General features: G+C 69.3%; 10 protein-coding genes and 1 tRNA gene. 7 read left to right on the top strand and 4 right to left on the bottom strand.

Going from position 1 to position 14,584, the window contains the following annotated elements; translation table 11 throughout:
• Positions 1-46 precede the first annotated feature (46 nt).
• Complete coding sequence (locus ACWD4J_RS02240; protein WP_451393345.1) at positions 47-1,762, top strand: DEAD/DEAH box helicase; 1,716 nt, start codon at positions 47-49, stop codon at positions 1,760-1,762.
• A 111-nt stretch (positions 1,763-1,873) separates the two neighbouring features.
• On the opposite strand, the gene ACWD4J_RS02245 is transcribed toward ACWD4J_RS02240, so the two are convergent.
• A complete protein-coding gene (locus tag ACWD4J_RS02245) occupies positions 1,874-2,773 on the bottom strand; it encodes a hypothetical protein (protein ID WP_451393346.1) in 900 nt (299 codons plus the stop codon).
• Positions 2,774-2,954: 181 nt separating this feature from the next.
• On the opposite strand from ACWD4J_RS02245, the gene ACWD4J_RS02250 reads away from it, so the two are divergent.
• The 4 genes from ACWD4J_RS02250 to ACWD4J_RS02265 all read left to right on the top strand — a co-directional run bounded on the left by ACWD4J_RS02250 (position 2,955) and on the right by ACWD4J_RS02265 (position 9,197).
• A complete protein-coding gene (locus ACWD4J_RS02250) occupies positions 2,955-3,326 on the top strand; it encodes a chorismate mutase (protein ID WP_451393347.1) in 372 nt (123 codons plus the stop codon).
• Positions 3,327-3,485: 159 nt separating this feature from the next.
• Positions 3,486-5,981 carry an aminopeptidase N gene (gene pepN / locus ACWD4J_RS02255; protein WP_451393348.1) on the top strand — a complete coding sequence of 832 codons (2,496 nt, stop codon included), beginning with the start codon at positions 3,486-3,488 and terminating at the stop codon, positions 5,979-5,981.
• Positions 5,982-6,276: 295 nt separating this feature from the next.
• Positions 6,277-7,713, top strand: coding sequence for a pyridoxal phosphate-dependent decarboxylase family protein (locus tag ACWD4J_RS02260; protein ID WP_451393349.1), 1,437 nt, complete (start codon positions 6,277-6,279; stop codon positions 7,711-7,713).
• Positions 7,710-9,197, top strand: a complete 1,488-nt coding sequence (locus ACWD4J_RS02265; RefSeq protein ID WP_451393350.1) for a lysine N(6)-hydroxylase/L-ornithine N(5)-oxygenase family protein — start codon at positions 7,710-7,712, stop codon at positions 9,195-9,197. The genes ACWD4J_RS02260 and ACWD4J_RS02265 overlap by 4 nt, the downstream gene beginning before the upstream one ends.
• A gap of 49 nt (positions 9,198-9,246) precedes the next feature.
• Here ACWD4J_RS02265 and ACWD4J_RS02270 read toward each other — a convergent pair whose 3' ends face one another.
• On the bottom strand, positions 9,247-11,052 hold the full coding sequence (locus ACWD4J_RS02270) for a bifunctional metallophosphatase/5'-nucleotidase (protein ID WP_451393351.1): 1,806 nt from the start codon (positions 11,050-11,052) through the stop codon (positions 9,247-9,249).
• Positions 11,053-11,209: 157 nt separating this feature from the next.
• Between ACWD4J_RS02270 and ACWD4J_RS02275 the strand changes: the two genes are divergently transcribed.
• A complete protein-coding gene (locus ACWD4J_RS02275) occupies positions 11,210-11,944 on the top strand; it encodes an SIMPL domain-containing protein (protein WP_451393352.1) in 735 nt (244 codons plus the stop codon).
• Positions 11,945-12,115: 171 nt separating this feature from the next.
• The gene (gene pyk, locus ACWD4J_RS02280; RefSeq protein ID WP_451393353.1) at positions 12,116-13,552 is read left to right on the top strand and encodes a pyruvate kinase; all 1,437 of its coding nucleotides are present in this window, start codon (positions 12,116-12,118) and stop codon (positions 13,550-13,552) included.
• A gap of 56 nt (positions 13,553-13,608) precedes the next feature.
• Here the strand turns inward: pyk and ACWD4J_RS02285 are convergent, their stop codons facing one another.
• Entirely contained in the window at positions 13,609-14,397 is a 789-nt protein-coding gene (locus ACWD4J_RS02285) for a helix-turn-helix domain-containing protein (RefSeq protein WP_451393354.1), read from the bottom strand.
• 83 nt (positions 14,398-14,480) lie between these two features.
• Positions 14,481-14,563: transfer RNA gene (locus ACWD4J_RS02290), tRNA-Leu, on the bottom strand.
• Positions 14,564-14,584 lie beyond the last annotated feature (21 nt).

Genomic DNA, 14,584 nt, shown 5'->3' on the forward strand with positions numbered 1-14,584 from the left:
ATGGTGCGGGCCCCGGCTTCTGCTGTCCCCAGGAAGGGAAAGCCACATGACCCGCCCCAGCTCGGAACGGCCCGCGCGTCCCGCCCGCCGACGCCCCGCGGCCTCCCGCACCAAGGCGCCGGCCGGCTCGGCAGACTCCGCGGAGTCCGCGAGGTCCTCGAATTCCGGGAACTCCGCGAAGTCGGCGAACTCCGCAAAGTCTGTGAAGTCCCCGAAGTCCGGAAATCCGGCGAAGAGGTCCGGGAAGATTCCCGCCCGCCGGTCCGCGCCGCCCCAGGAATTCACGATGCCGAGCGGCACCACCCCCGCGCTGCCCGCTGTCGGGGCGTTCGCCGAGCTGGACATGCCCGCCGCCCTGCAGAAGACCCTCGAGGCCCAGGGTGTGGTCGAGCCCTTCCCGATCCAGGCCGCCACGCTGCCGAACTCCCTCGCGGGCCGGGACGTACTCGGCCGGGGGCGCACCGGCTCCGGCAAGACCCTCGCCTTCGGGCTCGCCCTGCTCGCCAGGACAGCGGGCCGCCGTGCCGAGCCGAAGGCCCCGCTCGCCCTGGTTCTCGTGCCCACGCGGGAGCTCGCACAGCAGGTCACAGACGCCCTCACCCCCTACGCCACCGCCGTGAACCTGCGCCTGACCACGGTCGTCGGCGGACTGTCGATCACCAAGCAGGCCGGCGCTCTGCGGCGCGGCGCCGAGGTGCTCGTGGCGACACCCGGGCGGCTCAAGGACCTCATAGACCGGGGAGACTGCCGGCTCGGCGAGGTGGCGGTCACCGTGCTCGACGAGGCCGACCAGATGGCCGACATGGGGTTCCTGCCGCAGGTCACGGCGTTGCTTGAGCAGGTGGCTCCGGACGGCCAGCGGATGCTGTTCTCGGCGACGCTTGACAGGAACATCGACCGGCTGGTGCGGATGTTCCTCACCGATCCCGTGGTCCACTCCGTCGACCCGTCCGCCGGTGCCGTCTCCACGATGGAGCACCACGTCCTGTACGTCGCCGACGAGACCGACAAGAAGGCCGTGGCCACGCGCATCGCGGCCCGGGACGGCCGGGTGATCCTCTTCGTGGACACCAAGCGCGCCGCCGACCGCTTCGCCAAACGGCTGCTGGCCTGCGGCGTCCGGGCGGCCCCGCTGCACGGCGGCCGCTCCCAGCCGCAGCGCAACCGCACCCTCGACCAGTTCAAGAACGGCCAGGTCACCGCCCTGGTGGCGACGAACGTCGCCGCCCGCGGCATCCACGTCGACGACCTCGATCTCGTCGTGAACGTCGACCCGCCCACGGACCACAAGGACTACCTCCACCGAGGCGGCCGTACCGCCAGGGCCGGCGAGTCGGGCAGCGTCGTCACCCTCGTACTGCCCGACCAGAAGCGGGAGATGAGCCGCCTGATGAAGGACGCGGGCATCCAGCCGCGCACGGCGAGCATCAGGTCCGGCGACGAGGAACTGGTCCGGATCACGGGGGCGCGCGAGCCCTCCGGGGTCGCGGTGACGATCGAGGTTCCGCAGGTGGTGCAGCAGCCGAAGCCGAAGAGGTCGCCGCGACGGGGCGGCGAACGGCGGGCAGGCGGCACGGGCCGGCCGCAGCGCACGGGCCAGGCGCAGGCGTCGTCGGCGCCGGCCCACGGCGGGCAACCGGGGAACGGCGAGGCCCGCGGCACCGCCCCCCAACGACGGCAGCAGGGCCGCCGTGCGGGGGAGGGCCAAGCGCGCCCGAACCGCCCTGAGCGCGGAGCTCGCGGGGGACGGCGGGCGGCCTAGAGGGGCGCCTGGCCGCCCGGCCCCGGCCTGCCCCCGGGCTGGTTTCCTCGTCTGCCGGTTGTGGGCAGCGGAACCCTCGGGTTCCGCTGCCCACAACCGGTACGACAGGCCTCAGGTGTCGCACTCCAGCACCGTGCGGCACAGCGCGCACCGCGCGCGTACCCGCCCCCGCACCGGCACCCTGATCCGCTGATGGCACGTCGGACACGGGAACGACACCCGCAGCGGCGTCCGCCCGTCGAACGAGTACGGCCCCGGCTGCAGGCCCGGCGGAGGCACCGGCACCTGGTGGTCCTGGGCGAACCGGCGGTCCTTCGCATACCGCCGCCGCCCCGCCCACCCGGCCGCCGTCAGCGGCGGCTGCTGCTCGTCACGGCGGGCCTGCACCATGCCCTTGGTGTACGCCGTGTACGCCTGCGCACTGGTGAACCACGGCGACGGGTCCTCGCCGAACACCAGCGCCCGCTTGGCCAGCACGTACCCGAACTCCTCCGGCGTCAGATAACCCAGCTTCTGCGACGACGCGCCGTCCTCCCGGTAGGCGTCGAGGAGCAGCCAGCCCGCACCCAGATACGTCGCGGCGGTGTCGGTCAGGATCTCGTTGTCGCGGGTGCCGGGAAACGACAGGTCCAGGCGGTGCAGGTAGACATGCATCACCTCGTGCGCGAGGGCCGCACCGATATCCCTGCGATGGCTGCGGAACCGGTCGTTCAACTCGATGAAGTACTCGGGACCCGCGGCGAGCTCCACGTTCGCCGCATGCTCCATCTCGCGGAAGCTGACGATCACGCGGGCGTCCGGCAGCCGGTAGTGCTGCACGATCTCACGGGCCACACGCTGCACACCCAGATGGAGATCGTCCTGGTCGCAGAACGCCACATCGGCCGGGACGACACTGGTGTCGAAACTGTTGACGGTGTGGTACGAGAGCCTTCTGTACAGCGCCGTGATGGCCGACCGCACCGTGTCCAGATGCGGATAGCCGTGCTCGACCGGCCCGCCGTCCGCCACGTCCGGACCCCCTTCAGACGCCTGAACAGATCTCCGCGACTGCGACCTCTCCGCACTGCCCCCACTGTAAGCGGGACGGGCGCCGACAGGCCCCGCCGGCCGACGCGAGCAAGCCATCCACCGACCGTTGATCACCGGGCGCCGTACCCCGCCGCCCACCGGCCACGTAGGGTGTCGCCCCATGACCACCAGCAACATCAACGAGTCCGGTACGCCGAACGGGCCCGGCACAACCGGCGACGTCGACCCCGCCGTCCGCGCCGAGTTGTCCCGGCTGCGCGACAGCATCGACAACATCGACGCGGCCGTCGTCCACATGCTCGCCGAGCGCTTCAAGTGCACCCAGCAGGTCGGCCACCTGAAGGCCGCCCACCAGCTCCCCCCGGCCGACCCCGCCCGCGAGGCCAGCCAGATCGCCCGGCTCCGCGGCCTCGCGGAGAGCGCCAAGCTCGACCCCGCCTTCGCCGAGAAGCTCCTGAACTTCATCATCGCCGAGGTGATCCGCCACCACGAGACCATCGCCAACGACTCGGCGGCCGCGGACGGATCCTGACAGAAGCAACGTCACAGACGGCACACACGAGGGCGCTCACCGTCGCGTGAGCCCCGCACAGCCCGGCATGGCCGTGCCCCCGAGCGCCGTCCCCGCGGGGGCCGGCCCGGGGAGAGAGCCCCTGTCGCCCCGCCCCGGCCATCAGGCAGCATGGCCCCCATGTCCGTACTGACGCGCGCCGAAGCGCAGACCCGAGCCGAGCTCCTCGACGTCCGGCGATACACCATCGACCTCGACCTGACCCGGGGCGAGGAGACCTTCGACTCCCTCACCGTCATCCACTTCACGGTACGTGGGGACCTCGAAGCCGCGGACACCTTCGTCGAGCTGAAGCCCGCCCAGCTGCGCTCCGCAACCCTCGACGGACAGCCCCTCGACCCCGCGACCCTCGACGGCAACCGCCTCCCGCTCACCGGCCTCACCGCCGGCGAACACGAGCTGCGGATCGACGCCTCGATGCGGTACTCGCACACCGGCGAGGGCATGCACCGCTTCACCGACCCCACCGACGGCGAGACCTACACCTACACGCAGCTGTTCATGGAGGACGTGCAGCGCGTCTTCGCCGCCTTCGACCAGCCCGACCTCAAGGCCGTCTTCGAACTGACCGTCACCGCACCCGACGGCTGGACCGTCCTCACCAACACCGTCACCGAACACACCGGCGACGGTGTCTGGAAGGCCGCGACGACCCCCCTCATCTCCACCTACCTCGTCGCCGTCGCCGCCGGCCCCTGGCACTCCGTACGCACCGAGCACCGCGGCCTGCCCTTCGCCCTCCACTGCCGCCGCTCCCTCGCCCCCCACCTCGACGCCGATGCCGACGAGATCCTCGACGTCACGCGCGCGTGCTTCGACCGTTACCACGAGAAGTTCGACGAGCCCTACCCCTTCGACTCCTACGACCAGGCGTTCGTCCCCGAGTTCAACGCGGGCGCCATGGAGAACCCCGGCCTCGTCACCTTCCGCGACGAATTCGTCTACCGCTCCGCCGTCACCGACACCGAACGCCAGACCCGCGCCATGGTCATCGCCCACGAGATGGCCCACATGTGGTTCGGCGACCTCGTCACCCTCAAGTGGTGGGACGACATCTGGCTGAACGAGTCCTTCGCCGAGTACATGGGCTACCAGACCCTCACCGAAGCCACCCGCTTCAGCGACACCTGGGTCGACTTCGGCGTCGCCCGCAAGGCCTGGGGCTACGACGCCGACCAGCGGCCCTCCACGCACCCCGTCGCCCCCGAAGCCGTCGAGGACACCGCCTCCGCGCTCCTCAACTTCGACGGCATCTCCTACGCCAAGGGCGCCTCGGCACTGCGCCAGCTCGTCGCCTGGCTCGGCGAGAAGGACTTCCTCGCCGGCATCAACACTCACTTCGCCCGCCACAAGTTCGCCAACGCCACACTCGCCGACTTCATCGACTCCCTCGCCGACTCCACCGAACGCGACGTCCACGCCTGGGCCGACGCCTGGCTGCGCACCACCGGCGTCGACACCCTCCTGCCCCGCATCGCCGGCCAGAACACCAGCCACACCCTGACCGTCGACCACCACGGCAGCCGCCCCCACCGCATCTCCGTCGGCCTCTACGACCAGGACCTCACCGAAACCGGCCGGCTCACCCTGCGCGAACGCTTCGAACTCGACGTACCGAACAACGGAACCGCCCGCCCCATCGGCAACCGGCCCGCACTCATCGTCCTCAACGACGGCGACCTGAGCTACGCCAAGATCCGCTTCGACGACCGGTCCTTCACCACCGTCCAGGAAACCCTCTCCGGCATCCCCGAGCCCCTCACCCGCGCCGTCGTGTGGAACGCCCTGCGCGACGCCGTCCGCGACGGCGAACTGCCGCCCGCCGACTACCTCAAGGCCGCCCGCACCCACCTCCCGCACGAGACCGACCTCGCCATCGTCCAGGGCGTCCTCACCTTCGTCACCAGCCAGGTCGCCGGCCGCTACGTCGCCGACGAGGACCGGCCCGACGCCCTCGCCGGCCTCAACGACCTCTGCCGCGACCTCATCCGCCGCACCGAGGACGGCGACAACCCCGGCCTCCGCCTCACCGCCGTACGCCACCGCATCGACACCGCAACCCGGCCCGACACCATCACCGCCTGGCTCTCCGAAGGCACCGTCCCCGGCGGACCCGAACTCGACCCCGAACTGCGCTGGCGCATCCTCGGCCGCCTCGCCGTCCTCGGCGCCATCGACGACGCCGTCATCGAGGCCGAACTCGTCCAGGACCCCAGCGCCACCGGCCAGGAAGGCGCCGCCCGCTGCCGCGCCGCCCTGCCCGACCCCGAGACCAAGCGCAAGGCGTGGGACGAGATGTTCGCCGCCGACCACCTCTCCAACTACCTGTTCACCGCAACGGCCCAGGGCTTCTGGCAACCCGAACAGGCCGCCCTCGTACGCGAGTACGTCCCGCGCTACTACACCGACGCGGTCGCCGTCGCCGAACGACGCGGCCCCGCCATCGCCGACGCCGCCGGCCGCTACGCCTTCCCCGTGTACGCCGTCGACACCGAAACCCTCAGCCTCGGCGAACAATGCCTCCGCGAAGCCAACCCGATCCCGTCCCTACACCGCCGCCTGGCCGACCAACTGGACGACTTGGCAAGGGCACTACGGGTACGCGCCTCGGCCTGACGGGGCGGGCCGGGCTCGTTCCGTTGCGGGCAATCGTTCCTCCCCCAGTGCCTTAAGCCTGGGAGGTACCCCCAGGGCTGGGGGCACCTCCTGGGGGCACCTCCCGGACGGAGTCTGGGGGAGGTAGCTGGGGGAGGGCGGGCACAACCCACGACGGCGGGCGCCCCGGCGTGAAATCCGCACCCCCGGCGGGGTGGTGGCCCCCGCCACAACACCGGTAACAGCAGTACCACTTGCGCGTGTCGATCGTTGAGGCTGGTGCCCCCTGCACCCACGCCCACCCGAAGGACACCGCATGAGCACCCCGCCGCCCCCGCGGGCCCTGCCGTCCCCACCGCCAGAGCAGGAGGGGACGGCAGGGCCGCCACCCCTGTCCGGTGGCCCCGAAGGCCCCACCGCCCTGCGCCCCCTGCTGACCACCGTCCTCGACGCCCTCCACCAGGGAGCCACCGCCCGCCGCGGCCCCCTCCCAGCCGGTGGCCCCGGGACCGTCGCCGCCCGCGTACGCGAAACCGTCGGCACCACCCTCCCCCTGCACGGCACCGGCCCCCACGAGGCCCTCCACACCCTCGTCCGCCTCCTCACCGAAGGCGCCGCCGACCCCGCCGAACCCCTGTGCGCAGCACACCTGCACTGCCCACCCCTCGCCCTCGCCGCAGCCGCCGACCTCGCCGTCTCCGCGCTCAACCCGTCCCTGGACTCCTGGGACCAGGCCCCGGCGGCCTCCGCACTCGAAGCCCTCGTCACAGCAACCCTCGCGGCCGAGGCGTACCCACACAGCGGCAGCGCCGACGCCGTCGTCACCACCGGCGGCACCGAGTCCAACCAGCTCGCCCTCCTCCTCGCCCGCGAACGCCACGGCACCGTCCAGCTCGTATGCGGCGACAACGCCCACCACTCCCTGCACCGCGCCGCCTGGCTCCTCGGACTCCCCGCCCCCGTCACCGTGCCCGCCCCCGCCGGAACCCTGAACCCCACGGCCCTCGCGGACACCCTCACCCGGCTGGACGACCGCCCCCTCCTCGTGGCCGCCACCGCCGGCACCACCGACGCCGGACTCATCGACCCCATCCCCGCCATCGCCGACCTGTGCGCCACCCACGACGCCCGGCTCCACATCGACGCCGCATACGGGGGCGGACTCCTCTTCAGCGACCGGCACCGCACCAAACTCGACGGCCTCGACCGCGCCCACACCGTCACCCTCGACCTGCACAAACTCGGCTGGCAACCCGTCGCCGCCGGCCTCCTCGCCGTACGCGACCGCCGCGACCTCGACGCCCTGGCCCACCGCGCCGACTACCTCAACGCCGACGACGACACCGAAGCCGGACTGCCCGACCTCCTCGGCCGCTCACTGCGCACCACACGCCGCGCCGACATACTCAAGATCGCCGTCACCCTCAGAGCCCTCGGCCGCACCGGCCTCGGCGCGCTCGTCGACCAGGTCTGCGCGACCGCCCAAGAGTTCGCGCACCTCATCGACGCCCACCCCGGCTTCGAGCTCCACGACACCCCCACGATCAGCACCGTCCTGTTCCGGCCCACCGGCGCCGACGATGCCGCCCTCGCCCGCGTACGACGACAGCTCCTCACCGAAGGCCGCGCCGTCCTCGGCCGCGCCCGGCTGGCGGGCCGGCTCTGGTTCAAAGCCACCTTGCTCAACCCGCACACCCGGCCCGGCGACCTCGCCGGCCTGCTGAAACTGGTGGAAGGAAACACCGCCCGATGAGCCCGACGCCCCCCGACCCCGTCCGGCGCGCCGACCGCCCGGCCACCCGGCCCACCCACCACCGCAGCGCCACCCCCCACCCCACACCCCAAGCCCCCCGCGACCTCGTCGGCATCGGCATCGGCCCCTTCAACCTCTCCCTGGCCGCCCTCGCCCACCCCCTCGCCGAACTCGACACCGCCTTCTACGACCAGCGGCCCGCCTTCCGCTGGCACCCCGGACTGCTCATCGACGGCGCCACCCTCCAGGTGCCCTTCCTCGCCGACCTCGTCACCCTCGCCGACCCGGCCAGCCCCTGGTCGTTCCTCAACTACCTACGCCACCGCGAACGGCTGTTCCCCTTCTACTTCGCCGAGCGCTTCCACATCCAGCGCGCCGAATACGACGCCTACTGCCGCTGGGTCAGCGAAAACCTCCCCGGCCTGCACTTCGGCCACCAGATCGACACCGTCCGCTGGGAACCCGAACGCGCCCTGTTCGAGATCGACTTCACCCAGATCGACGCCGACGGAGCAGCCGAAGCACTGGGCCGCACCCACGCCAGAAACATCGTCCTCGGCATCGGCACCGCCCCCCACATCCCCGAACCCCTCCGCGCACTCGCCGACGCACCCGCCGTACCCGTCGTCCACTCCGCCGACTACCTCCGCCACCGCGAACGCATCCTCGCCGCCAGACACGTCACGGTCATCGGCTCCGGCCAGTCCGGCGCCGAAGTCTTCCTCGACCTCCTCCGACACCGCCCACCCGGCCGCGAAAACCTCCACTGGCTCGCCCGCACCGAGGCCTTCGCCCCCATGGAGTACTCAAAACTCGGGCTCGAACACTTCACACCCGACTACACCCGCTACTTCCACGGCCTGCCCCAACCCGTACGCGACCGCCTCGTACCCCGCCAGTGGCAACTCCACAAAGGCATCGACACCGACACCATCGCCACCATCCACGACGAGCTCTACCAGCGCACCCTCGACGGCGGCTGGCCCGACACCGTCCTCACCCCCGGCGTCAGCGTCCGCGCCGCCACCCGCGTCGGACAGACCACCATCGAACTCGACGTCGAACACCACCAGCAGGGCACCCGCACCCGCCTCCTGACCGACGCCGTCGTCCTCGCCACCGGCTACCGCGAACGCCCCCTCGACCAGCTCCTCGCCGGCCTCGCCCCCCACATCCACCGCGACACCGCCGGCCGTCCCCACATCGACGAGCACTACCGCATCGACCTCGACCCCGCCATCACGGCGACCGGCAGCAACATCTACGTCCAGAACGCCGAACGCCACACCCACGGCGTCGGCGCCCCCGACCTCGGACTCGCCGCCTGGCGCAGCGCCACCATCCTCAACGCCGTGACCGGAAAGGACCCTTACCCCCTGCCCCGGCGCACCGCGTTCACCACCTTCGGCCTGGACCAGCAAACGGCACCGGCCCCGCCCGGATGGGCGAGGCCGGCCAAGGCAGGTCACACGATCAGCCGCTAGAAGACGAGGTACGTCGAGAAGACGAGGTACGTCTAGAAGACCGGTACGTCTAGAAGACCGGCACCCCGTCCCGCGTCAGCGTCCAGTCCACCGACGCGAACTCCGCCGGATCGATCGACCCCTTCTCCTTCACCCACGCGATCATCGTGTTGCGGATCTCGTCGGAATTCGACCACAGCTGCTTGGCGGCGGCGACATACGGGAAATTGCCGCCGCCATTCGCCCGATAGTTGTTCACCGCCAGCACGAACTGCGCATCATCCGCCAGCGGCGCACCCTCGAACCGCACATTCGTCACCCGCGACCCCGCCGCCTTCGCGATGTCGACCTCATACGTCACACCGCTCACCACGTCGTAGTTGTAGTCCGGCGTACCGTTCGCATTCGTCAGCTGCGCCGGATCCACATCCGCACCCGCAGCCGTCTGGACGTAGTAATTCGCCGAGAACTCCAGATACGCCCTGATCTGCGCACCCGTCATCAGCCGCGCCTCCAGCGTGTTCTCGTAGACATACAGACCCGCCACATCGCGAATCGTCACCTCACCCGCCGGAATCACCGCACTCCGCGAGAAACACGCCGCCTGCGACAGCACCGGCAACGACGCGTACTCCGTCCCCGCCAGCGCGCCCTGCACCGTCGCCGCCTGAATGTGGTTGATCAGATCGATGATCGGCACATCCTTGTACGGAGCCTCCACCGACGTCATCTCCGCAGCGTTCGTACCGATCACCTGATTGACGTACGCCACGACCTTCTCGTGCTCGTCCCGCAGAATCTTCGTGATCTCCGGGTCCTCCTCCACCGTGTTGGAGTTCAGGACCTGCGCGCCCACGGACTCCACCGTCCAGCGGCCCTTCTCCCACACCAGCTCGAAGTCGAACAGCGTCAGCCGCTGCCCCCACTTCAGCGGCTCCGACAGCACCACCTGCTTGCCGGTCTCCTTGTTCGCCACGAAATACTCGGGAATCTCCGTGTGCGCATGCCCCACCAGAATCGCGTCGATCCCCGGCACCTGCTCCGCCACCAGACCCGCCGCATTCTCGATGTACGGCAACTGATCCCCGTACGACGACGTGCCCGACGCACCCGAATGCGCCGACACGATCACCACGTCCGCGCCCATCGACCGCAGCTTCGGCACCCACTTCGCCGCCTGCTCCTCCAGACCCGGGAAGGTCATCTTGCCCTGCACATTCGCCTTGTCCCAGATCGCGATCCCCGGGTTCGTCAGACCCAGGATCGCCACCCGCACATCACGGCCGTACGGCGTGCACAGCCTCTTGATCACATACGGCGGGAAAGCCGGCTTCAGCGTCTTCGCATCCAGCGCGTTCGCACCGAGCAGCGGAAAACGACACTGCTGCTCGAACTTCCGCAGCACTGGAATGCCGTAATTGAACTCGTGATTGCCCAGCGCCGCCGCGTCATAGCCGATCGCGTTCATCGCCAGCGCCATCGGATGCACCGGGCCGTTCTCCGCGGTGATCGGATCGACCTTGGCGTAGTAGTACGACAGCTGGGTGCCCTGGATCGTGTCGCCCGCGTCGATCAGCAGCGTGTTCCGCCGGCCCTTCTCCCTGCGCACCTGGTCCACCAGCGTGGAGATCTTCGCCAGACCCACGTCGTTGTGGGCCTTGTCGTCGAACTCCTGGTCCGTGAAGTAGTCCCAGTTGAAGACGTTGCCGTGCAGGTCGGTCGTGCCCATCACCGTGAACGCATACCGCTTCGGAGCCGGTCCGGTCGCTGAACCGGCCGTGGCGGCGGAGGCAGGCACGGCGGCCGTACCGGCGAGTGCGACACCCGCACCCGTGGCAGCGGACCGGCCCAAGAACGACCTTCTGTCGAACGGCATTTCGTCTCCCTCACGTGTCCTGGTGGACCCTCATGCGCATGACACAACGCGCGTAGATTCTGGCGCAGAAGCCCCACCCCGCAACACCCCTTCCGCGTTTCGAAGCATTTCGATCTGATGACCGCCGAGCCCCGCACCCCGGTGTCACAGTGGGCCTATGGCCACGACCCCAGAAACCCCCCAGCCACCCACCCCCCACACCCCCTACGGCACCCCCGACGCCCCCCGCATCGCCGTCCGCGGCGAAGCACACCTCGAAGCCGACCCCGAAATCGCCCGCATCGGCATCACCATCAGCGCCCGCGGCACCAGCCGCCGAGAAGCCCTCGACGACCTCACCCACCGCAACACCACCGTCCTCGACCTGATCAAGACATACGGAGAAGCCGTCGAAAAACTCGAAACCGGCGCCTTCTCCATCGCACCACAACTCACCAAACACGGCCGCGGCGAACGCATCCGCGCCTACCACGGCCACGTCCACATCACCGCCGAACTCACCGACTTCACCGTCCTCGGCGAACTCGCCACCCGCCTAGCCGACCTCGACCTCACCCGCGTCGACGGCCCCTGGTGGGCTCTCCGCCCCGACTCACCCGCCCACCGTGAAGCCCGCCGACAAGCCGTACACGACGCCGTCCAACGCGCCCGCGAATACGCCGCCGCCCTCGGCACCACCCTCGCCGCCCTCACCGAACTCGCCGACATCGGCGCCGAGACCCCCACCCCCTACGGCCCCATGGCACCCGCCGCCACCCGCATGCGCACAGCCGCCTACACCGCCACCGCCCCCGACGAAGCCCCACCCCTCGACCTCGAACCCCAACGCCAACACGTCTACGCCCAGGTCAACGCCCGATTTACGATGACGCCACCCCGACTCGAGCCCTAGCTGAAATAACACGGAAAGACCACAGGAATACCCATACGGGCGGCACCTCGAATGCTCATCGGAGCGCCCCGGCGCACAATTCAACCCTTGTCAAGAGACCTTCACTTAAAGGTTGTTGAGTGGTCATGCGCAGCCAATTCCCTACCCACGGGTAAGGCATACGCTCAAACCATGCGCCGAGCAAAGATCGTCTGCACACTGGGCCCCGCCACCGACTCGTACGACCAGATCAAAGCCCTGGTCGAAGCAGGAATGGACGTCGCCCGCTTCAACCTCAGCCACGGCACCCACGCCGAACACGAGGAGCGCTACCAGCGCGTACGAAAGGCATCCGACGAAACCGGCCGCAGCGTCGGAATCCTCGCCGACCTTCAGGGCCCGAAGATCAGACTCGGCCGCTTCAGCGAAGGCCCCGTACTCCTTGAACGCGGCGACGAATTCACCATCACCGTCGAAGAAGGCGTCGAAGGGGACCGCCAGACCTGCGGCACCACCTACGCCGGCCTCTCCGCCGACGTCACCCCCGGCGAACGCATCCTCGTCGACGACGGCAAAGTCTGCCTCCAAGTCACCGCCGTCGACGGCCCCCGCGTCCACACCACCGTCATCGAAGGCGGCATGGTCTCCGACCACAAAGGCCTCAACCTCCCCGGCGTCGCCGTCTCCGTCCCCGCACTCTCCGAAAAAGACGAAGACGACCTCCGCTGGGCCCTCAACACCGGATTCGACGTCATCGCCCTCTCCTTCGTCCGCAGCGGACGCGACATCAACGACGTCCACCGCATCATGCGCGAAGAAGGCCGCCGCCTCCCCGTCATCGCCAAAGTCGAAAAACCCCAGGCAGTAGAAAACATCGACGACATCGTCGCCGCCTTCGACGGCATCATGGTCGCCCGCGGCGACCTCGGCGTCGAAATGCCCCTCGAACAAGTCCCCATCGTCCAAAAGCGCGCCGTCAAACTCGCCAAACGCAACGCAAAACCGGTCATCGTCGCCACCCAAATGCTCGACTCGATGATCGACAACTCCCGACCCACCCGCGCCGAAGCCTCCGACGTCGCCAACGCCGTCATCGACGGCACCGACGCCGTCATGCTCTCCGGCGAAACCAGCGTCGGCAAATACTCCATCGAGACGGTCAAGACCATGGCGAGGATCGTCGAAGCAGCGGAAGAAGACATCCTGGCCAAGGGCCTCCCGCCCCTGACCGACCGCAACAAGCCCCGCACCCAAGGCGGCGCCGTCGCCCGCGCAGCCGCCGAAATCGGCGACTTCCTCGGCGCCAAATACCTCGTCGCCTTCACCCAGTCCGGCGACACCGCCCGCCGCCTCTCCCGCTACCGCTCACCCATCCCCCTCCTCGCCTTCACCCCCGACGCAGCCACCCGCTCCCAGCTCAACCTCACCTGGGGCATCGAAACCTTCCTCGGCCCCCACGTCGACTCCACCGACGCCATGGTCGACCAGGTCGACGAACAACTCCTCAAGATCGGCCGCTGCCAGAAGGGCGACATCGTGGTCATCACGGCCGGCTCGCCGCCCGGAGTCCCCGGGGCGACGAACCTGGTGCGCGTCCACCACATCGGCGAGGACGACTCACCGAAGTAGGGGAGCGGCTGTTTTCTTCTCCTCTTACGGGTCTTACGCGGGCCGAAGTACTGGGGTCAGTACTTCGGCCCTACGTGTGCGTCCATGAGGGTTACGGAGGCGCGGCGGGCGACGGAGATGTTGAAGGGGTCGCTGCCGCGGGCTAGGGTGCTCCATTCGACCCCCACCTTGTCGAGCGTGTCAGTGAAGAGCTTCCGGATGTCGTCGGATTTGTTGGCGAAGAAGTATCGACCGTACTCGTAGCGCTTACGCTCGCCGCCCACCAGACGGGTGGTCCAGTTGGTGATCCTGCACCCGTCGGAGTGGACAAGCCCCCGTATGAACTCCCACGGGTAGGCCTCGACGATCTCTTCCTGCCAGGGCTCGAGGGCGATGGTGCGCTCGTGCTTCTTCCCGGGACCGTGCTGCGGGAACAGGCAGTGCAGGTGCTTCGAGTAGACCTTCACGTTGCGGCACCCCTTCCTGCGTACGCGGCAGACGGAGTTGTCGGGGAAGACCGCGCGCATGGCCTCCTCGCATTCGTCCATAAGGCCCGGCCATGACTCGGTACAGGCGATCATGAGGTTGGGCACTCTGTGCTCGGAGTAGTGGCTGATGTGCCCGTCACCGAGATAGAGCCCGAGCAGATAGGCGTACGCCGCTCCGTCCAGCTCGCGATCGTCGCATCGGGGGCACTTTGGGTCGTGTCTTCCTGGGCACTCTCCGCGCTTCGCGCGGTCCATGTGTTTCCAGTAGCCGATGGTCCCGAGGGGTACGTTGAGCTTCCGAGCAACGTCCGCATTGTTCGTCCCGCCGCGCAGCAGCGTGAGGGCGGTCTGCCGGATCTCAGTCCCGTGAAAGATCATGTGGCCACTCTGTGTCACGCAGAGTGGCCGTACGTATCAAAAAACGGATGTTCACGAGAACGTGAACATCCGCTTTTCAGGGGTGCCGGGTGCGGGATTCGAACCCGCAAGCCCTCACGGGCAGAGGTGTTTGAGACCTCCGTGTATGCCGTTCCACCAACCCGGCTCGGCACTTCGGGAAGTGTAC

Source organism: Streptomyces sp. NPDC002577 (assembly GCF_053594815.1).

What these genes read in the sequence shown, in the direction of transcription:
- ACWD4J_RS02250 (WP_451393347.1), top strand. Translation starts at nt 2,955, where the DNA reads ATGACCACCAGCAACATCAACGAGTCCGGTACGCCGAACGGGCCCGGC.
- pepN (WP_451393348.1), top strand. Translation starts at nt 3,486, where the DNA reads ATGTCCGTACTGACGCGCGCCGAAGCGCAGACCCGAGCCGAGCTCCTC.
- pyk (WP_451393353.1), top strand. Translation starts at nt 12,116, where the DNA reads ATGCGCCGAGCAAAGATCGTCTGCACACTGGGCCCCGCCACCGACTCG.
- ACWD4J_RS02285 (WP_451393354.1), bottom strand. Translation starts at nt 14,397, where the DNA reads ATGATCTTTCACGGGACTGAGATCCGGCAGACCGCCCTCACGCTGCTG.
- ACWD4J_RS02275 (WP_451393352.1), top strand. Translation starts at nt 11,210, where the DNA reads ATGGCCACGACCCCAGAAACCCCCCAGCCACCCACCCCCCACACCCCC.
- ACWD4J_RS02265 (WP_451393350.1), top strand. Translation starts at nt 7,710, where the DNA reads ATGAGCCCGACGCCCCCCGACCCCGTCCGGCGCGCCGACCGCCCGGCC.
- ACWD4J_RS02240 (WP_451393345.1), top strand. Translation starts at nt 47, where the DNA reads ATGACCCGCCCCAGCTCGGAACGGCCCGCGCGTCCCGCCCGCCGACGC.
- ACWD4J_RS02270 (WP_451393351.1), bottom strand. Translation starts at nt 11,052, where the DNA reads ATGCCGTTCGACAGAAGGTCGTTCTTGGGCCGGTCCGCTGCCACGGGT.
- ACWD4J_RS02260 (WP_451393349.1), top strand. Translation starts at nt 6,277, where the DNA reads ATGAGCACCCCGCCGCCCCCGCGGGCCCTGCCGTCCCCACCGCCAGAG.